The organism is Streptomyces sp. NPDC050546 (genome assembly GCF_044457425.1).
In the GTDB taxonomy this organism is placed as follows: domain Bacteria; phylum Actinomycetota; class Actinomycetes; order Streptomycetales; family Streptomycetaceae; genus Streptomyces.
In genome coordinates, this window is the sequence record NZ_JBITGX010000001.1 from 124,905 (window position 1) to 144,742 (window position 19,838).

Sequence of the window (19,838 nt, forward strand, 5' to 3'; positions counted from 1 at the left end):
CCGGGTGTCGCTCTTCACTCGCTCCCGTCAGCAATCGGACCCGGCCGGGGGCGGGGCGGAACCGGAAGACGACGCCGGCGGTGACGCCGTCACGGAGGAACCGGTCGGCGACGGCACCGACACAGCAGCGGACGCCCCCGAGGAGACCCCGGACGTCGACGTCGCGGCGGACGCCCCCGAGGAGACCCCGGACGTCGACGTCGCACATGAAGCCGCTCCCGAAGAGACACCGGACGTGACGAAGCCCGGCTGGTTCGGCTGGCGGCGCCGCTATCCCCGTACGGCACGCGGTGTCAGCGTCGGGACGACCGTCCTCGCCGGGGCGCTCGTGTTCTTCGCGCTCCTGATGCCCAACCAGATGGAGAAGATCGAGTTCGCCTCGTTCGTCCGTATCCCCGCCGAGGGTGTGCTGCTCGCGGGTCTGCTGCTCGCGCTGCCGCCGCGGGCCCGGCGGATCACGGCGGTCGTCTCGGGTGCGTTCCTCGGGCTGGTCACCATCCTGAAATTCGTCGACATGGGCTTCTACCAGATCCTGGCCCGGCCCTTCGATCTGGTCCTGGACTGGATACTGATCGAGAACGGCACGGACTTCCTGAGGGAGACGTTCGGGCGTACCGGCCAGGTGCTGGCCGTGACCGGTGTGATCGTCCTGTTCGTCGCGGTGCTGGTCCTCACGACGCTCGCCGTGGTGCGGCTGACCAACCTGATGGTCAGCCACCGTCCCGTCGCCGCCCGTACGACACTGGTCCTCGGCACGGCGTGGATCACCGCGATGACTCTGGGCGTGCAGGTCGGCAGCGTGCCGTTCGCCACCAAGGGCAACGCCGAGTTCATCGGCAACCGGGTGGACCAGGTGCAAGCGGGCCTGAAGGACGCGCGGGTGTTCCGGAAGCAGGCCGCCAGGGACGCCTTCGCGAAGACGCCGCCCGACCAGTTGCTCACGGGGCTGCGCGGCAAGGACGTGCTGTTCACCTTCATCGAGAGCTACGGCCGTGTCGCGATCGACGACCCGGCGATGGCGCCCCGGATCGACTCGGTGCTCAAGGAGGGCACCAGCTCGCTGAAGACCGCCGGCTTCGAGTCGCGCAGCGGCTGGCTGCAGTCGCCGGTGACGGGCGCGGGCAGCTGGCTCGCCCACTCGACGTTCCTGTCCGGGCTGTGGATCAAGAACCAGCAGCGGTACCGCAGCCTGACCACCAGTGACCGTATGACGCTCACCAACTACTTCGGCAGGACGAAGGCCTGGCGGACCGTCGGTGTGGTGCCCGGGGTGCGCCGGGCCTGGCCGGAGGGGAAGTACTTCGGCCTGGACCACATCTACGACTCCGAGCACCTCGGCTACCACGGCCCGTACTTCAGCTGGACGCCCGTGCCCGACCAGTTCAGCATGGAGGCCTTCCAGCGTCTGGAGCACGGCAAGAAGGACCGTGAGCCGATCATGGCGGAGATCATCCTCGCCTCCAGCCACAACCCCTGGTCGCCCATCGCGAAGATGATCGACTGGGAGGACCTCGGCGACGGCTCGGTGTTCCACCAGATCAAGAAGGAGGGCACCAACCCCACGGAGGTCTGGAAGGACCCGGAGAAGGTCCGCACCGAGTACCGCAAGGCCATCGAGTACTCGATCCGCAGCCTCACCGAGTGGCTGGAGCGCTACGGCGACGAGGACACGGTCCTCGTCTTCCTCGGCGACCACCAGCCGGTGCCGACCGTCACCGCCGGGGACACCGGCAAGGACGTGCCGATCACCATCGTCGCCAAGGACAAGAAGGTCCTGGACCGGGTCGCCGACTGGGGCTGGACCGACGGCCTCAAGCCCGCGGAGAACGCGCCCCGGTGGGGCATGGACAAGTTCCGCGACCGCTTCATGACGGCGTACGGCCCGCAGGGCTGAGGAAGTCCAGCACGACCGAGGAAGGCGTGTACGTCGTCGCGCATGGTCTCGTAGGCGTAGTCGCCGGGCCAGTCGCTGCGGCCGTGTCCGCGAAGGTCCGGGGCGTGGACCCGGCGGGGCCCGGCGGCCGGCGGGGGCGATCCCGGACCAGTCGGCACCGTCGGCCCCGCGGGCGTGGAGGAGCAGGACGGGCGGCGCGTCCTGCGGCCCCCAGGCGCGGTAGGCCAGGGTGATGCCGTTCGCCCGTACGGTACGCGGTTCTGTGTCCATGCCGGGCACGCCAGCGAGGTGAGCCCGGCCGGCCGGGCTCGCTCTGCCCACGGCAGAAGGACCTCTCACTTCCGTCCGCAGAGGAATGCGGTCACGCGCCGCACGAACCACTCCGGGTCGTCGAGCCAGGGGTAGTGTCCCGCGCCGGGCTGCACGGCGAACTCGGCCGCCGGGAAGGCGTCGGCGGTGCGCCGGGCGAGGGCGGGTCTCGGACCACCGTCCATCTCTCCGGCCAGGACGAGTACCGGTGCCGCGACCCGGGCGAGCCCGGTGCGTGTCGCGTCCGGGTCGAATGCGCCGTCCGCCCCGTACACATCCGCCGCGTCGTCGTTGGTCTCGTCCTCCTCGCGCTCGGCATGGCTCCGGGCGGTGTCGTCCCACCGCCCGTGGAAGAACGGGACGAAGACGGGGTCGAAGTCCCCGGTGCCGGACAGCCACGCCTCGAACGCCGGGAACGCGTCCGTGAACCAGGGTTCCGACGTGCGCTGCCGGGCCGCGGCCAGCCGGTCCTCGGGCGTCGCGGGCATGCCGAGTGCCCACGGGGTGGCGGTGATCAGCGCCAGCCGTCCCAACCGTTCAGGGTGCCGGGCCGCGTAGCGCATGGCGAGACTCCCGCCCGCCGAGTGCGCGAGCACGTCCATCCGCTCCAGGCCCAGGTGGCGCCGCAACGCCTCCACGTCGTCCACGAGCCGGTCGCAGCGGTACGTCGCGGGATCCGCCGGGATCTCGGACCCGCCCGTGCCGCGCAGGTCGAGGAGGACCAACTGCCGGTGCGCGTCCAGTCCGCCCAGGTCTCCCAGGTACGCGGAGGCCCGCATGGGGCCGCCGGGCAGCACGACGAGCGGCTCGCCCCGGCCGCGGAGGTGGCAGGCGAGCCGGGTCCCGTCCGGGGCGCTGAAGATCGGCATGCCGTCGATCATCGGGCGCGAGCACGGCCGGTGGCAACGGAGTTGTCAGCCTCTCGTGCCGCTACCCGGAGGCTACCGCCCCCGTCCCGCCTCCCAGGTCCTTCCTGAGCTCCCGCTTGAGGATCTTCCCGCTGGCGTTGCGCGGGAGTTCGTCCACGAAGAACACTCTCTTCGGCGCTTTGAAGTGCGGCAGGTTCTCGCGGACGTGGTCGATCAGTTCCGCCTCCGTGACCTCGCCGCGCGGGACGACGACGGCTGTGACGGCCTCGATCCAGCGTTCGTCGGGGAGGCCGACGACCGCGACCTCGGCGACCCGGGGGTGGGTGTAGAGGGCGTCCTCGACCTGGCGTGAAGCGACCAGGACGCCGCCGGAGTTGATGACGTCCTTCACCCGGTCGACGATCGTGAAGTAGCCGTGCGCGTCGCGGACCGCGAGGTCGCCGGAGCGGAACCAGCCGTCGCGGAAGGCCTCGGCGGTCTCCTCGGGCTTGTCCCAGTAGCCCTCGCACAGTTGCGGGGAGCGGTAGACGATCTCGCCGGGGGTGCCGTCGGGTACGGCCTCGCCGTCCTCGTCGACCACGCGCGCCTCGACGAACAGCACGGTACGGCCGCAGGAGTCCAGGCGGCCCTTGTGCTCCTCGGGGGCGAGGACCGTGGCGAGGGGGCCGATCTCGCTCTGGCCGAAGCAGTTGTAGAGGGCGAGCTTCGGGAGGCGTTCCTTGAGCCGTTCCAGTACGGGGACCGGCATGATCGACGCCCCGTAGTAGGCCTTGCGCAGGCCGCCCAGGTCGCGGGTGGCGAAGTCGGGGCGGTTGGACAGGGCGATCCAGACGGTGGGCGGGGCGAACAGGCTGTCCACGCGGCCCGCCTCGACCAGGTCGAGGAGCCGGTCGCCGTCGGGTGCGTCGAGGACCATGTTCGTCGCGCCGACCGCGAGGTAGGGCAGCAGGAAGACGTGCATCTGCGCCGAGTGGTAGAGGGGCAGCGAGTGCGCGGGGCGGTCGCCGGCACTGAGGTCGAGGGCCGAGATGGCGCTCAGGTACTCGTGCACCAGGGCCCGGTGCGTCATCATCGCGCCCTTGGGCAGTGCGGTCGTGCCGGAGGTGTACAGCAGTTGCACGAGGTCCTCGGGGCGTGGCTCGGGGCCGTCGTACACGGGCGCCTCGGCCAGCCGCGCGAGCAGCGAGTCTCCGGCGTCGCGCAGGGGCGATGTCCGTACGCCGTCGGGGAGCCGGCCGGCGAGGTCCGGGTCGGCGAGGACCAGGGAGCTGCCGGACTGGCCGACGATGTAGGCGAGGTCGTCGCCGGTGAGGTTCTGGTTGACGGGTACGTGCACCAGGCCGGCCCGGGCACAGGCCAGGAAGGCGATCAGGTAGGCGTCGGAGTTGTGGCCGTAGGCGCCGACCCGGTCCCCGGGGGACAGGCCCTGGTCGAGGAGGACGCTCGCCGCGCGGGATACGGCGGTGTCGAGTTCGTCGTAGGTCCAGGTGCGTTCGCCGTACTCCACCGCGACGCGCGCCGGTGTGCGCCGGGCGCTGCGCCGTAGGACTCCGTCGACCGTGCTGCCGTGTCCGGGCGTCGTCATGACAAGTGATCCTCGGTCGGCCGCCCGGGGAGGTCAAGGACCGACCGGCTCAACCCTGCCGTCGCCAGAGGCGTCCGCTGTGATGGTACTGACGTATGAACCCAGAACATTTGTACGCTCAAGTCTCCTTTCCCTCAACGATGTTGGAGGGCACATGCGCAGCCGCCTGAGACGCCTCGTCCTCGGGGCCACGGCCCTGTTCACCGCCGCGTCCGCGTTACCCGCGGCCGCCGCCCCGAGCCAGGGGCGAGCGGAGCAGCACCCTTCCCGTGACGGCCTGTCCGCCGTCATCCGCTACACCGAGTACGGCATCCCGCACATCCTCGCGAAGAACTACGCCGACCTGGGCTTCGGCACGGGCTGGGCGCAGGCCGCCGACGAGGTCTGCACGCTCGCCGACGGGTTCGTGACGCTGCGGGGCGAGCGCTCCCGGTACTTCGGCGCCGACACGGCGGCCGACGGCGCCCTGTCCGGGGCCCGGACGAACCTCGCCAGTGACCTGTACTTCCGCGGGGTCCGTGAGAGCCGCACCGTGGAGAAGGTGCTCGCCGAGCCCGCTCCCGTCGGCCCGAGCCGCGACGCCAAGGGCATGATGCGCGGCTGGGCGGCCGGTTACAACGCCTGGCTGAAGAAGAACAAGATCACGGATCCCGCCTGTGCGGGCGCCTCCTGGGTTCGGCCGGTCACCGAGCTCGATGTGGCGGCCCGTGGTCTCGCCATCGCCTCGATCGCCGGCGAGGGGCGCTTCGTGGACACGATCACGACCGCGCGGCCCCCGGCCGGAGCCCCGGCCGCCGGGAGCGGTCCCGCCGCTCCCAGGCCCGACGCCAAGGCCGTGGCGAAAGCGGCGGACGAACTGTGGGGAGACCCCGGCATGGGCTCCAACGCGGTCGCCTTCCGCGGTGACACGACGGCGAACGGCCGCGGTCTGCTGCTCGGCAATCCGCACTACCCCTGGGAGGGCGGGCGCCGGTTCTGGCAGTCGCAGCAGACGATCCCCGGTGAGCTGAACGTCTCCGGCGGCTCCCTGCTCGGCACCCCGGCGATCTCCATCGGGTTCAACGCGCAGGTGGCCTGGAGCCACACCGTCTCGACCGGCATTCCGGCCAACTTCCACCGGCTGACCCTGGATCCGGCCGATCCCACGACGTACCTCGTGGACGGCGAGCCGGAGCGGATGAGGAAGCGGACCGTGACGGTAGCGGTGAAGGACGGCGCGCCGGTGACCCGCACCCAGTGGTGGACCCGTTACGGCCCCGTCGTCACCTCCCTCAGCCCGCAGGTCCCGCTGCCGTGGACCGGCACTACGGCGTACGCCCTGTACGACCCGAACGCCGCCAACCTCCGTTTCGCCGACACCTCGCTCGGCTTCGGCAAGGCACGGAGCACGGACGAGGTCCTCGCGTCCCTCGACCGGCACCAGGGCATCCCCTGGGTGAACACGATCGCCGCCGACCGGGCGGGACACTCCCTCTACACCCAGTCCCAGGTACTCCCCCGGATCACCGACGGGCTGGCGGAGCGCTGCTCGACGGAGCTCGGCAGGACCACGTATCCGGCGTCCGGCATCGCGATCCTCGACGGCTCGCGCGGCGACTGCGCCCTCGGCAGCGATCCCGACGCCGTGGGGCCGGGCATCTTCGGCCCGGCGCGGATGCCGACGCTCAAGAACGCGCCGTACGTGGAGAACTCGAACGGCACCGCGTGGATGACCAACGCCGACCGGCCGATCACCGGCTACGAGCGGGTCTTCGGCACGGTGGGCACACAACTCGGCCTGCGCACACGGGGCGGGCTCGAGGACGTGGCGGCGATGGCGGACAAGGGCCGTCTGACCGTGCGCGACCTGCAGCGGCAGCAGTTCGCCAACCGGGTGCCCGCGGGTGATCTCGCAGCCGAGGACGTGGCACGGTCGTGTGCCGCGCTGCCGGGTGCCAAGGCGACGGGGAACGACGGCACGTCCGTCGACGTGTCGGAGGCCTGCGGGGTGCTGAAGGCGTGGGACCGCACCATGGACACGGGGAGCCGGGGAGCGCTGCTCTTCGACCGGTTCTGGCGGAAACTCGAACAGGCCGTGCCTCCGGAGCAGTTGTGGAAGGTACCGTTCTCGGCCGCCGACCCGGTACGTACCCCGCGCACCCTGAACACGGACGCTCCCGGCGTCGCCACCGCCCTCGCCGACACGGTGACGGAGCTGCGGGCGGCGGGCATCGCGCTCGACGCGCCGCTCGGCGCGCACCAGTTCGTCGTCCGCGACGGCAAGCGCCTTCCGGTGCCGGGCGGTGCGGGGCAGCTCGGTGTGTGGAACGTGATCCAGCCGACGTGGGACGCGGCCGGCGGTGGCTACACGGAGGTGCCGTTCGGCTCCAGTCACCTCCAGGCGGTGGGCTGGGACGGCAGTCGCTGTCCGGTGGCCCGCACCCTGCTGACGTACTCCCAGTCGTCGAACCCCGAGTCGCCGCACTTCGCCGATCAGACGCGGCTGTTCTCCGGTGAGAAGTGGGTGACGTCGCGCTTCTGCGAGAAGGACATCCTGTCCTCGCCGAAGCTGAAGGTCGTCCGCGTGCACGAGCGGCGCTGACCGTGCCGGGTGGGGTGCCGCTCCCGGTGGGGCGGCACCCCGCTCAGCCCGCCCGGCGGCCGTACATCAGCCGGCGCAGCACCGTTTCCGCGGGACCCCGGCGTCCGGCGCGCTCCAGGGCGTACGCTCCGGCCACCGTGACCAGCCAGACAGCGAACGCGAAGAGTGCCATGGTCGCACTGCCCAGGTGCTCGCCGAGGCCGAGTCCCCAGGCGGCCAGCACCGGGGCGAAGAGCAGTGAGTGGGCGAGGTAGCAGGACAGGGACCGTTTGCCGACCGAGGCCACCGCGGTCACCGCCGTCGCACCGCGCCGGGTCGTGCGCGTGGTCCACCAGTGCGTGAAGAGGGCGACGGCCGCGACATAGCCGAGGCCCGCGGCGTTGCCGGTGATGTCGCGGAGCACCGTGAGCGCTCCGGACTCGCTCTGCGTGTCGTCCGGGACGTGCAGGACGCCGATGTGGGCGAGTGCGGCGGGCAGCGCGCCGAGCCAGCCGGCCGCGATGCCGAGCAGCGCCGTCAGGCGCAACAGCGGCCGGTGGCGGCCCGGTTCCTCCAGGACGCGGCGCCGTGCGGCCCAGAAGCCGAGCAGGAAGAGGATGAACCCACCGCCGACGAGGGTCAGCGGAGCGGCCACGAAGGTGATGAACAGGCCGGTCCGCAACCGGGTGCCGGCGGCGGTATGCCAGTTCGCCTCGTCCGCCGCGTACGCCTTGAAGCCCGGGTCGGCTCCGGCGTCGCCGAACGTGCCCAGCTCGCCGCGGAACAGGGCCGAGAGGGCGGGTCCGGCCGAGACGAGCACGATCAGGGCGACCCCGATCCAGATCCACCACTTCAGGGCGCGTTCGCCGCGCCGCAGGAAGGCCAGGCCGAGGACGAGGCTCAGGACTCCGTAGAAGCCGATGATGTCCCCCGCCATCAGCAGGGCGGCGTGCGTGAGACCGATGACGATCAGCCAGAGGCTGCGCCTGCGCAGGAGCTTCGCGGCGTCGCGCCCGTCGGTGCCGGCGGCGGTCTGGCGGAGGTAGAGCTGCGTCATGCCGTAGCCGAAGAGGAAGGCGAAGAGCGGATAGACCCGCAGGTCGAGCACGATGATCATGGTGAACTGCACGGCGTGGTCCAGCCACGAGCCGTCCACAGGCTGCCATCCGGAGGGCCCGCGCCGGGCCGCCCACAGATGGAAGGCGGTATTGGACAGCACGATGCCCAGCAGCATGATCCCGCGTGCGAGATCGGGGGCGAGTGCTCGCTCGCCCGGCCGTACGGCGCCCCGCCGCAGCGGGCCCTTTTCGGTCGCTATCGTCATGTCGTCAAGCTAGGGAAGCGGGACACGGCGGGACATCGGCCGGAGGGCGAGCGCCCTCCGACCAAAGGATGACGTCTGTGCGACCAAAGCCGCCGCGTCACCTCACACCGGTCGGTTCCGGCCCTCCCAGTACGGCTCCCGCAGCCGCCGCTTGTACAGCTTGCCGTTGGGGTCGCGGGGCATCTCGGTGATGAAGTCGACGCTCCTGGGCCGCTTGTACCCGGCGAGCCGGTGCGTGCAGTGGTCGAGGAGGTCGGCAGCGAGGGCGGGTCCGGGCCGGTGTCCGGGGGCCGCCTCTACGACCGCCTTGACCTCCTCGCCCCAGTCGTCGTGCGGGATACCGAAGACGGCGGCGTCCGCGACGGCGGGGTGGGCGAGCAGGGCCGACTCGATCTCGGCCGGGTAGATGTTGACGCCGCCGGAGATGATCAGGTCGATCTTCCGGTCGCGCAGGAAGAGATAGCCGTCCTCGTCGAGGTGGCCGAGGTCGCCGACGGTGAAGAAGTCGCCGATGCGGTTCCTGCGGGTCTTGGCCTCGTCCTTGTGGTACGAGAACCCGCCGGTGTTCATCTTCATGTAGACGGTGCCGAGTTCACCGGGCGGCAGCCGGTTGCCGTCGTCGTCGAAGATCGCGAGTTCGCTGATGGGCCAGGCCTTGCCGACGGTGCCGGGCTTCTTCAGCCAGTCCTCGGCGGTGGCGAAGGCGCCGCCCCCCTCGCTTGCCGCGTAGTACTCCTCCACACAGGGGCCCCACCAGTCGAGCATGGCCCTCTTCACATGGTCGGGGCAGGGCGCGGCGCCGTGGATGGCGTGCCGCATGGCGGAGACGTCGTAGCGGTCCTTCTCCTCGTCGGGCAGGGCCAGCAGACGGTGGAACTGGGTGGGGACCATGTGGGTGTGGGTGCAGCGGTGGTGGTCGATGAGGCGGAGCATCTCCTGGGGCGTCCACTTGTCCATCAGGACCAGCCGGTGGCCGATGTGCAGGGACGCTCCGGCGAACTGCAGGACGGCCGTGTGGTAGAGCGGCGAGCACACCAGGTGCACGTTGCCGTCGAAGGGCCGGATGCCGAAGATGCCGAGGAAACCGCCGAGGTAGGCCTCCTCCGGCGGTTTGCCGGGCAGGGGGCGGCGGATGCCGCGTGGGCGGCCGGTGGTGCCCGAGGTGTAGTTCATGACCCAGCCGAGGGTGCGGTCGGCGGGCGCCGACTCGGGCTGTCCGTCGAGGAGTCCGGCGTACGGCCGGAAGCCCTGGACCGTGCCCACGGCGTACCGGTGGGTGGCCGGTAGGCCGGCCTCGTCGGCGGCGTGGCGTGCCGCGTCGGCGAAGCGCTCGTGGGCTAGGAGGACCTTGGCGCCGGAGTCGGAGACGATCCACGCGATCTCCGGTCCGACCAGGTGATGGTTGACCGGGACGAGGTAGAACCCGGCCTGACTGGCGGCCAGATACGCGATGAGGAACTCGACGCCGTTGGGCAGGACCACGGCGAAGGTGTCGCCGCGTTCGAGCCCGGCGGCGCGCAGACCGTGCACGAGCCGGTTGGCGGCGGCGTGCAGGCGCCCGGCGGTCCACTCCTCGCCGTCGGGCGCGACGAGCACGCTGCGGCCGGGGTCCTGTGTGGCCTGGGCCCAGAAGCCCACTGCGGGTGTGCTCACGACTGGCCGCTCCTTCCGGCGATGCGGTTGACGCGGTCCACGGCCTGTTCGAAGCCGCGGGTGAGGTCGTCGAAGACGGCCTGGACGCTGCGTTCGCTGTTCATGCGGCCGACGATCTGCCCGACCGGGGTACCGAGCAGCGGTTCGACCTCGTGCTTCTGGATGCGTGAGACGGCCTCGGCGACCAGCAGGCCCTGAAGCGGCATGGGCAGGGTGCCGGGTCCTGCCGGGTCGTCCCAGGCGTCGGTCCACTCGGTGCGCAGCTGGCGTGCGGGTTTGCCGGTCAGGGCGCGGGAGCGGACGGTGTCGCCGGAGCCGGCGGCGAGCAGTTTGCGGGTCAGGGCGGGCGAGTGGAGGTCCGCCTCTGTGGTGGTCAGCCATATGGAGCCCAGCCATACGCCCTGAGCGCCGAGGCTGAGTGCGGCGGCCACCTGCTGTCCGCTGCCGATGCCGCCGGCGGCCAGCACGGGCAGCGGGGCGACGGCGTCGACGACCTCGGGGGTGAGCACCATGGAGGCGATCTCGCCGGTGTGGCCGCCGGCCTCGTAGCCCTGCGCCACGACGATGTCGATCCCGGCGTCCTGGTGCTTGCGGGCGTGCCGGGCACTGCCCGCCAGGGCGGCGACGAGCACGTCCTGGTCGTGGGCGCGTGCGATGACGTCGGCGGGCGGGGAGCCGAGGGCGTTGGCCAGCAGCCGGATCGGGTAGTCGAAGGCGACGTCGAGCTGGCTGCGGGCAACCTGCTCCATCCAGCCGGTGATGCGCCAGCCGGACGCCTCGCCCTCGGCGAGCTCGGGCACACCGTGCTTGGCGAGGGTGTCCAGGACGAACTGCCGGTGCCCCTCGGGGATCATCGCCTCGACGTCCGCTTCGGTCACGCCCTCGACCTTCTTCGCCGGCATCACGACGTCCAGGCCGTACGGCCGGCCGTCCACGTGCGCCTCGATCCAGTCCAGGTCGCGTTTGAGCTCGTCGGGGGCGGTGTAGCGGACCGCGCCGAGCACGCCGAAGCCGCCGGCCCGGCTGATGGCCGCGGCGACGGCGGGGAACGGCGTGAAGCCGAAGACGGCGTGCTCGACTCCCAGTTTCTGGCTCAGCTCCGTCTGCATGGGCGCAGGATGCCGGAGTCCTCCGGAGGACGGAAGGGTTTTTCTGATGCTCCGTCAGATTCAAGACGTGGTGGGTTCGAGCGTGCGGTCTTTGTGCGGAGGCCTACGGCGGACATACTTCACGGGACATGCGAGGCGGTTGAGGCGAAGGGGTGTGTGCGGTGACCGACAGACCGGCGAGCAATGAACTGACCCGCCGTCAACTGGGCAGAGCGGGCCTGGCCCTGGGCGGAGCGCTCACTCTCGCGCCGTTGCCCGCCGGACCCGCCGAGGCCTCCCCGGCGGCGACCGGCCACCGCCCGACCCTGAGGCACGGCTCCGCCGCTCGCGCCGGCCTGCTCCCCTCGCACCTTCGCCGGCTCGTCACCGACGCCGCGGCGTTCCTCGGCCCCTCCCCCACCCACCCCTGGTACGCGGGCGCCGTCCTGCTCGCCGGGCGCGGCGGCACCGTGGCCCTGCACCGGCCCATCGGCATGGCGGTGCGCTACCGGTCCTACGACGAGAAGACCGACACCGGTGTGGAGTTCCCGCCGGACGAGCGGATTCCCATGGCCGAGGACACCGTCTTCGACCTGGCGTCGGTGTCGAAGCTGTTCACCTCCATCCTCGCCGTGCAGCAGATCGAGCGGGGCAAGCTGGAGCTGGAGGGCAAGGTCGCCTCGTACCTGCCGGACTTCGCACGCGCGGGCAAGCAGGACGTCACGATCCGTCAGCTCCTCACGCACACCTCCGGTTTCCGCGCCTGGATCCCGCTGTACAGCGCGCCGACGTACGAGGAGAAGCTCGAGCTCATCTGGAACGAGAAGCCGGTGAGCGCGCCGGGCACGGCGTATCTGTACTCGGACCTGAACCTAGTCTCGCTCCAGCTCGTGCTGGAACGGATCACGGGCCGCTCCCTGGACACCCTCCTGCGGGAGGAGATCACCGCGCCGCTCGGCATGCGCCGCACCCGCTACAACCCGCCCGCCTCCTGGCGGCCGGGGATCGCGGCCACGGAGGACGCCCGTCCTCCGTGGTCCGGCCTGGACCGGGGCCTGGTGTGGGGCGAGGTGCACGACGAGAACGCCTTCAGCCTGGGCGGTGTCGCGGGACACGCGGGTGTCTTCTCCGACGCCTGGGACCTCGCGGTCCTCGGCCGTACGCTGCTCAACGGCGGTGTCTACGGGCGGGAGCGGATCCTGACGCCGGAGTCGGTGGAGCTGATGTTCACCGACTTCAACACCGCCTTCCCCGGCGACGAGCACGGCCTCGGTTTCGAGCTCTACCAGCACTGGTACATGGGCGCGATGGCCACGCCGCGCACCGCCGGGCACACCGGCTTCACAGGCACCTCGCTGGTGCTCGACCCGACGACCGACTCGTTCCTGGTCGTGCTCGGCAACTCCGTGCATCCGGTGCGCAGTTGGCGTTCCGGGTCGGCCCCTCGGGTCGCCGCCGCGAACAACCTGGCACGAGCCGTGGCGGTCCGGCCGGTGCGGGGGCGCGGCGCCTGGTTCTCCGGGATGGCGGTCTCCGCGACGGCGACGCTCGCTCTCCCCCCGCTCGACACGTCCGGCGGCGGGGCGCGGCTGCGCTGTGCGCTGTGGTGGGACACCGAGCCGAAGGCCGACGTGCTGGTCCTGGAGGCGACGACCGACGGCGGCACGACCTGGCAGCCGGTGCCCTTCACGACGTCCCGCCGGGGCGAGGACCACCGGCAGCATCCGTCGGGCTCGGTCACCGGCTGGTCCGGCCGCGACTGGCACCGGCTCACCGCCGACGTCCCCGCCGCGCGGGAACTCGGCCTGCGCTGGCGGTACGCGACGGACCGGCTGTACGTCGGGCGGGGGTGCTACGTGGACGGACTGCGGGTCGAGGCGGCAGGCGGCGCCCTGTTCGACGAGACCCGCCCGGCGGACGCGTCGCGCCTTCAGGCCGTGGGGTGGACGCCGTCGGCGGACTGAGGGGTCACCGGGGTTCCTTCTCCAGTACCGCCATGGCCGCGTTGTGCCCGGGCACCCCGCTCACTCCGCCGCCGCGCACCGCTCCGGCGCCGCACAGCAGCACGTTCGCGTGGCCGGTCTCCACGCCCCAGCGGCCGGTGCCGTCCTGGGCCCAGGGCCAGCTCAGATCGCGGTGGAAGATGTTGCCGCCGGGCAGGCCGAGATCCCGCTCCAGGTCGAGGGGGGTCCTGGCCTCGATGCAGGGCCGGCCGTCCGCGTCGGTGGCCAGACAGTCGGCGAGCGGCTCGGCCAGGTGGGCGTCGAGCTGGGCGAGGGTCGACTTCAGCAGCTCCTCGCGTACGGCGTCGTTGTCCCGCTCGAACAGGCGGGCCGGGGTGTGCAGACCGAAGAGGGTGAGCGTCTGGTAGCCCTGCCCGGCCAGGTCGGGGCCGAGGATGGTCGGGTCGGTGAGCGAGTGGCAGTAGATCTCGGAGGGCGGCGCGGCGGGCAGACCACCGGCGGCGGCCTGGGCGTGGGCGGTGGCCAGTTGCTGGTAGCCCTCGGCGATGTGGAAGGTGCCGGCGAACGCCTCGCGCGGGTCGACGGCGCTGTCCCGCAGCCTCGGCAGGCGGGTGAGCAGCATGTTCACCTTCAGCTGGGCGCCCTCGGCGGGAGCCGGAGGTGTGCCGCCGGTCAGTTCCGCCAGGCCCTGCGGGGAGGCGTTCACCAGGACGTGCCGGGCGGCGACGGTGCCCTCGCTCTCGGCCGTCCGGTAGGTGACCTCGGCCGTACGGCCGTCCGTGGCGATGCGCAGCGCCTCGTGGCCGGTGGCGAGGACGGCGCCCGCGGCGCGTGCCGTGTCGGCGAGTGCGTCGGTGAGGGCGCCCATGCCGCCGACCGGCACGTCCCAGTCGCCGGTGCCGCCGCCGATCACGTGGTAGAGGAAGCAGCGGTTCTGCTTCAGTGAGGGGTCGTGGGCGTCGGCGAAGGTGCCGATGAGCGCGTCGGTGAGGACCACGCCGCGCACCAGGTCGTCCGCGAAACGCTCTTCGACGGCGGCACCGATCGGCTCCTCGAACAGCGTCCGCCAGGCCTGCTCGTCGTCGAGGCGGCCGCGGAGTTCCTCGCGGGTGGGCAGCGGCTCGGTGAGGGTCGGGAAGACCCGTTGGGCGACGCGGCCGGTCATGCCGTAGAACTCCTGCCAGGCCCGGTACTCGCGGTCCGAGCCGGTGAGCCGGGCGAATGCCTCCCTCGTCCGCCGTTCGCCGCCGCCGACGAGGAGCCCGGTGGGCCGGCCGTCGCGCTCGGCGGGCGTGTAGGAGGAGACGGTGCGGGTGCGGACGCGGAAGTCCAGGCCGAGGTCCCGCACGATCTTCTTGGGCAGCAGGCTCACCAGGTACGAGTACCGGGACAGCCGGGCGTCGACCCCGGCGAACGGCCGGGTGGACACCGCCGCGCCGCCGGTGTGGTCCAGCCGCTCCAGGACCAGCACGGAGCGCCCGGCCCGGGCCAGGTAGGCGGCGGCGACCAGGCCGTTGTGTCCACCGCCGACGATGACGGCGTCGTACGTCCGGTGTGCGCGGGGTCCCTCGGGTGCGGTCATGGTTCTTCGTAACACGGGGTGATCCAGGTCGGCCAGATGACGACGGCCGGGCCCCCGGCCGCCGTGTGCAGGTCAGCTCGCGGCCTTCGGCCCTGTCCTGCCGGGCTGCCCAGCCTGGTTCCGCCTCGTGTCACCGCCCGGCCGACGCCCGTTGCTCCCGCAGGGCCGCCACCTGGCGGTAGAGCGCCACGGCTTCGGCGCCGCGGCCCAGCTGCTGCAGGCAGTGCGCCTCGTCGTTACGGCTGGCGAGGGTGTCGGGGTGGTCCGCGCCGAGGACTCGTTCACGGGCGGCGGCCACGCGCCGGTACTCGGTGAGCGCGTCGGCCCAGCGACCCAGCCAGCCCAGGCCGACTGCGACCTCGCGGAGGCTGACCAGGGTGTCCGGATGGTCGGGGCCGAGGATCCGCTCGCGGACGGCTCCGACGTCCCGGGACTCGGCGAGGGCCTCCTCCCAGCGGCCCAGCCGGCCGAGGTTGACGCAGCAGCCGTGACGGGCGCGCAGGGTCTCGGGATGGGTGGGGCCCTGGACGCGGGTGCGGTCCTCGGCCAGGTCGCGACAGAGGTCCAGGGCCTCCGCGCTGCGGCCGAGGCGGCCCAGGCTGATGCCGATCTCGTGCCGGGCGGCGAGGGTGTCGGGGTGGTCGGCGCCGAGGGCCCCGGCGCGGGCCTCGGCGACCTCACGGTAGGTCTCCAGGGCTTCGGCCCAGCGACCCAACTGACCCAGCGCGTAAGCGACTTCGTAGCGGGTGACCAGGGTGTCGGGGTGGTCCGGGCCGAGCACCCGGGCGCGGGCGGCGGCCACTTCGCGGGCCATGCGGTACGAGTCCTCGAGGCGGCCCAGGCGGCTGAGGTTGAAGGCGAGGTTGTGCCGGCAGCGCAGGGTGTCGGGGTGGTCGGGCCCCATGGTGCGCTCCCGGGCGGTGAGCACCGAGGTGTACACCCGGTGGGCGTCGAAGGGACGGCCCAACTGACCGAGCACGTAGGCCATCTCCTGGCGGGCGGCGAGCGTGTCGGGGTGGTCGGCGCCGTGGCTGCGGATCCTGGCCTCGGCCACGTGCTTGTACTCGCGCAGGGCGTCCGGGGCACGGCCGGTGCGGCTGAGGGTGAAGGCGACCTCGTACCGGCTGGCGAGGGTGTCGGGGTGGTCGGGGCCGAGGAGGTGCTCGCGTTCGGCGGCTACCGCCCGGTGCACCTCCCCCGCCTCCGCCCAGCGGCCGAGCCGGCCGAGGCTCAGGCCCGCGTTGTGGCGGCCGGCCAGGGCGGTCAGGACGTCCGGGGACGGGGTGGGCCGTTCCTCGGGGACGGGTTCCTCGACCGGGCCGGCGGCGGGCCGCGCGATCCATTCGCCGGAGAGCCCGGCGGCCGGGTCCGGCGGTGTGGTGCGCAGCCCGGCACCGGCCGCCTTGTGACCGGTGGTCATGCCCTGAGTCCAGGACGGCATGCGACCCGCTCCCGCCAGCGCGCCGGGCGCGGGACGGGCCGCCAGCACCGTCGGCACATACGCGGGCGCGGCCCGGTGCATGCTGATCCGGCGGGCCAGCTCGCGGGCGTCGTCGGGTCTGTGCCCGGGTTCCTTGGCCAGCAGGTCCAGGACGACGCGCTCCAGGTACTCGGGCAGTTCGCGGCGGTGTTCGCGCAGCGGCCGGGGCGGGGTGTCGCGGTGGCCGACGAGGATCGCCCAGGGGTCGTCGAGGTCGAACGGCGGTACGCCGGTGGCGATCTCGTAGAGCACGCACCCGAAGGAGTACAGGTCGCTGCGCTGGTCGACCTCGGTACCGCTGATCTGCTCCGGGGACATGTAGTGCGGGGTGCCCATGGCGATGCCGGTGCCGGTCAGCCGGGACGTGAAGCCGATGTCGTGGCCGAGGCGGGCTATGCCGAAGTCGCAGATCTTCACCGTGCCGTCGCCGAGCCGCACGATGTTGGCGGGTTTCAGGTCGCGGTGGACGATGTTCTGTTCGTGGCAGTACGCCAGCGCCGCGGCGACCTGCTCGGCGATCTCCACCACGTCGGCGACCGGCAGCGGATGCTGCTTGTTGTCCTCCAGGAGCTGGCTGAGATTGCGGCCGTCCAGCAGCTCCATGACGAGGTAGAGGACGCCGTCGGACTCTCCGAAGTCGTGCACGACGGTGATGCCCCGGTGCTGGAGCGCGGCGGCCACCCGGGCCTCACGCCGGAACCGCTCCCGCAGTACCCGCGTGAAGGCGTGGTCGTGGTTGGGGCCCAGCGGTTTGAGGCACTTGACGGCGACGTGCCGGCCCAGGGACTCGTCCCGTGCCCGCCACACCTCGCCCATGCCGCCGCGCCCGATCAGATCGAGCAGCCGGTATCGGCCGTGGATGAGCCTGGTCTCCCCCATGTCGCGCGACGCTCCCCCCGGTAGCTGTTCGCTCGCTCCTCCCACTGGCCCACTCAGTATGGCGGCCTATCGTCCGAGTTTGTACGGTGCCGGGCGCGCGTCCGGGCCGAGCCTCGCCATGGCGCGCAGGATGTGTTTGGGCGGGAGTTGCCACCGCAGACGTGCGGGAATCCGGCGCAACAGGAGACCGGTGAGGCGCAGTTGCCGGGCGGCGGTGGCGGGTGCGGGGGCCGGTCTGCCGTACAGCTCGTGGGCGTACGGCGGCAGAGAGGCGTACGCCAGTTGTGCCACGCGCCGCCACAGCACCTCGCGCACCGGTACCAGGAGCGGGTGCGTCGGCGGGTGGAGGAGGAAGTCGTCCACTGCGCGTGCCTCGGGTCCGGCGGCCAGCTCCGGGCGCACCTTCTCGAAGTAGGCGGCCAGCTCGGCCCGGTCGGCCGGTACGGTGCCCGGGTCGAGTCCCACCAGACGTGCGCTCCGGCGGTGTTCGGCGATGTAGCGGTCGGCCTCGGCGTCGGTGAGCCGGAACCCGGATCCGCGCAGCACCTGCAGATAGGAGTCGATCTCGGCGCAGTGGACCCACATGAGCAGTTCGGGTTCGTCGACGCCGTAGGACTCGCCGGTGTCCGGGTCGGTCGCCGTCAGCATGCGGTGGATCTTCCGGACGCGGGCGCCCGCCCGCTCGGCGGCCTCGGTGGTGCCGTACGTCGTGGTGCCGACGAAGTGCGCGGTGCGCATCAGCCGGCCCCAGGCGTCGCGGCGGAAGTCGGAGTTCTGCATGACTCCGCGTACGGCGCGCGGGTGCAGGGCCTGGAGGTAGAGCGCCCGGATGCCGGCGATCCACATCATCGGGTCGCCGTGCAGCTGCCAGGTCACCGAATCAGGAGTGAACAGCCCCGGGTCCGCGCTCGGGTCCGCGCCGGTCATGGACTCACCTCCGCCCGGCGCCCACGATGACACAGCTCGAACAACAGGTCGACACCGCGAGAACAGGCAGAGGACTGTCCAGTCGTTGAGATTTCACCCACCCGGTTAAAGGTTTGGTAAGGCTCCCCTTATAGGCTGGCGCCGCCGATCAAGCCCGCACCGGGCCGCAACGGCATGCCCGGCCTCCCGCACGACAGGACTCGACATGCGCACCACCTCCCGCGGCCTCATAGCGGCACTCGCTCTCCCCCCTCTGCTGGCCGGCTGCTTCGCACCGAGCGACAGCGGCGAGGGCGCCGGAGCCGGATCGGGTGGTCGGCTGCGGGTCGCGCTGGCCGTGCCGCCGGTGCAGGCGCTGTCTCCGTACAGCAACGACGCCACCGTGCTGAGCAAGCTGTCCGTCGCCGAGGGCCTCACCGCCCTCGGCAAGAACGGCACGGCCGAGCCCGCGCTGGCGAAGTCCTGGAAACAGGACGGCGACACCTCCTGGACCTTCGACCTGCGCAAGGCCACGTTCCAGGACGGCACCGAGCTCACCGCCCAGTCGGTCGTCGACGCTCTCGACCACGCGGGCCGGGCCAAGCCCAAGCCCCGCGTGCTGAGCGATGTGGCCCTCACCGCCGAGGCCGAGGACGCCGACACCGTCACCCTCACCACCAAGTCGCCCGACCCGGTGCTGCCGCTGCGGCTGGCCAGTCCCGCGCTGGCGATCCTGTCGGCGAAGGCGTACGCGAAGGACGGAGCCGTCAGCCCGGTCGGCACCGGCACCGGCCCGTTCGAGATCACCAGGCTGAGCGGCAAGGCCAAGGCGACGCTCACCCGCTTCGACGGCTACTGGGGCGGCAAGGCGAAGGCGCCGGGCATCGACGTCAGCTGGATCGCGGACGGCACGGCCCGCGCCAACGCCCTGCGCGGCGGCGAGGCCGACATCGCCGAGTGGATCCCCACCGCCCAGGCGAAGCTGCTCGAAGAGGACACCCGGCACGAGGTGCCCTCGGTGCGCACCGACAGCCTGATCCTCAACACCGGCAAGGGCCTGTTCACCGACGCCCCGCTGCGCGCCGCCGCCCGCGAGGCCGTGGACGGCTCCGCGCTGGTCGACTCCGTCTTCGGCGGCTACGCCGACCCCGCGCAGGGCCTGTTCGGGCCCGCCGTCCCGTGGGCCGACGACCGGCGTGTGAAGGTGTCCGGGCGCGCTGAGCCCGCGACGACCGCCCAGGTGAAGTCCGCGTCCAAGGGCAGGACCCTGCGGCTGGCCACCTACACCAACCGGGCCGAGCTTCCCGAGGCCGCGAGCGTGCTCCAGCAGCAGCTGGAGAAGGCCGGGTTCACGGTGAAGCAGGACGTGCGTGAGTACACGCAGATGGAGGCCGACCTCCTCGCGGGCAAGTACGACGCCCTCGTCTTCTCCCGGGTGACACTCCTCGACACCGGTGACGCGGTCGACTACCTCGCCAGCGACTTCACCAGCGAGGGCGTCTACAACATCCCCGGCCTGAAGGACGCCGCGGTGGACAAGGCCATCCGGGCCGCTGCCGCCGAGCGCGACACGGAGCGCCGCCAGGAGAAGATCATGAAGGCGGAGGCGGAGATCCTGCGCACCGACGCCGTGCTGCCGCTGGTCCACGAGCAGGCCGTGCAGGGCATCGCGTCCGATGTCGAGGGCGTGATCCTCGACCCGCGCGAGCGCTCTCTCGTCGACGTCGACACGCGCGTCAAGTAGC

General features: G+C 72.0%; 12 protein-coding genes and 1 pseudogene. 4 read left to right on the plus strand and 9 right to left on the minus strand.

Annotation, left to right across the window (positions count from 1 at the left end; all coding sequences use genetic code 11):
- Window positions 1-4: 4 nt before the first annotated feature.
- Window positions 5-1,894 carry a sulfatase gene (locus ACIBK5_RS00620; RefSeq protein WP_399014691.1) on the plus strand — a complete coding sequence of 630 codons (1,890 nt, stop codon included), beginning with the start codon at window positions 5-7 and terminating at the stop codon, window positions 1,892-1,894.
- Between the two features lie 2 nt (window positions 1,895-1,896).
- On the opposite strand, the pseudogene ACIBK5_RS00625 reads toward ACIBK5_RS00620, so the two are convergent.
- The 3 genes and pseudogenes from ACIBK5_RS00625 to ACIBK5_RS00635 all read right to left on the minus strand — a co-directional run.
- Window positions 1,897-2,164, minus strand: a pseudogene (locus tag ACIBK5_RS00625) (alpha/beta fold hydrolase); the annotation flags it as partial.
- A 65-nt stretch (window positions 2,165-2,229) separates the two neighbouring features.
- The gene (locus tag ACIBK5_RS00630; protein ID WP_399014693.1) at window positions 2,230-3,072 is read right to left on the minus strand and encodes an alpha/beta fold hydrolase; all 843 of its coding nucleotides are present in this window, start codon (window positions 3,070-3,072) and stop codon (window positions 2,230-2,232) included.
- 61 nt (window positions 3,073-3,133) lie between these two features.
- Entirely contained in the window at window positions 3,134-4,657 is a 1,524-nt protein-coding gene (locus ACIBK5_RS00635; protein ID WP_399014696.1) for an acyl-CoA synthetase, read from the minus strand.
- A 154-nt stretch (window positions 4,658-4,811) separates the two neighbouring features.
- Between ACIBK5_RS00635 and ACIBK5_RS00640 the strand changes: the two genes are divergently transcribed.
- A complete protein-coding gene (locus ACIBK5_RS00640; RefSeq protein ID WP_399014698.1) occupies window positions 4,812-7,238 on the plus strand; it encodes an acylase in 2,427 nt (808 codons plus the stop codon).
- A 43-nt stretch (window positions 7,239-7,281) separates the two neighbouring features.
- On the opposite strand, the gene ACIBK5_RS00645 is transcribed toward ACIBK5_RS00640, so the two are convergent.
- From ACIBK5_RS00645 to ACIBK5_RS00655, 3 genes are all read right to left on the minus strand, one after another.
- Window positions 7,282-8,541, minus strand: coding sequence for a DUF418 domain-containing protein (locus ACIBK5_RS00645; protein ID WP_399014700.1), 1,260 nt, complete (start codon window positions 8,539-8,541; stop codon window positions 7,282-7,284).
- A gap of 102 nt (window positions 8,542-8,643) precedes the next feature.
- On the minus strand, window positions 8,644-10,194 hold the full coding sequence (locus tag ACIBK5_RS00650; protein WP_399014702.1) for an acyl-CoA synthetase: 1,551 nt from the start codon (window positions 10,192-10,194) through the stop codon (window positions 8,644-8,646).
- Window positions 10,191-11,303 carry an NAD(P)H-dependent flavin oxidoreductase gene (locus ACIBK5_RS00655; protein WP_399014705.1) on the minus strand — a complete coding sequence of 371 codons (1,113 nt, stop codon included), beginning with the start codon at window positions 11,301-11,303 and terminating at the stop codon, window positions 10,191-10,193. The genes ACIBK5_RS00650 and ACIBK5_RS00655 overlap by 4 nt, the downstream gene beginning before the upstream one ends.
- A gap of 161 nt (window positions 11,304-11,464) precedes the next feature.
- Here ACIBK5_RS00655 and ACIBK5_RS00660 point away from each other — a divergent pair, with 161 nt between their 5' ends.
- Window positions 11,465-13,246, plus strand: a complete 1,782-nt coding sequence (locus ACIBK5_RS00660; RefSeq protein ID WP_399014708.1) for a serine hydrolase — start codon at window positions 11,465-11,467, stop codon at window positions 13,244-13,246.
- Window positions 13,247-13,250: 4 nt separating this feature from the next.
- Here ACIBK5_RS00660 and ACIBK5_RS00665 read toward each other — a convergent pair whose 3' ends face one another.
- The 3 genes from ACIBK5_RS00665 to ACIBK5_RS00675 all read right to left on the minus strand — a co-directional run bounded on the left by ACIBK5_RS00665 (window position 13,251) and on the right by ACIBK5_RS00675 (window position 18,114).
- The gene (locus ACIBK5_RS00665) at window positions 13,251-14,828 is read right to left on the minus strand and encodes a phytoene desaturase family protein (RefSeq protein ID WP_399014710.1); all 1,578 of its coding nucleotides are present in this window, start codon (window positions 14,826-14,828) and stop codon (window positions 13,251-13,253) included.
- Between the two features lie 130 nt (window positions 14,829-14,958).
- On the minus strand, window positions 14,959-17,187 hold the full coding sequence (locus tag ACIBK5_RS00670) for a tetratricopeptide repeat protein (RefSeq protein WP_399014713.1): 2,229 nt from the start codon (window positions 17,185-17,187) through the stop codon (window positions 14,959-14,961).
- A gap of 66 nt (window positions 17,188-17,253) precedes the next feature.
- Window positions 17,254-18,114: an oxygenase MpaB family protein gene (locus ACIBK5_RS00675; RefSeq protein WP_399014715.1), complete on the minus strand. Its 861-nt coding sequence runs from the start codon at window positions 18,112-18,114 to the stop codon at window positions 17,254-17,256.
- A gap of 205 nt (window positions 18,115-18,319) precedes the next feature.
- Between ACIBK5_RS00675 and ACIBK5_RS00680 the strand changes: the two genes are divergently transcribed.
- The gene (locus ACIBK5_RS00680) at window positions 18,320-19,837 is read left to right on the plus strand and encodes an ABC transporter substrate-binding protein (protein ID WP_399014717.1); all 1,518 of its coding nucleotides are present in this window, start codon (window positions 18,320-18,322) and stop codon (window positions 19,835-19,837) included.
- The last annotated feature ends 1 nt before the right edge of the window (window position 19,838 follow it).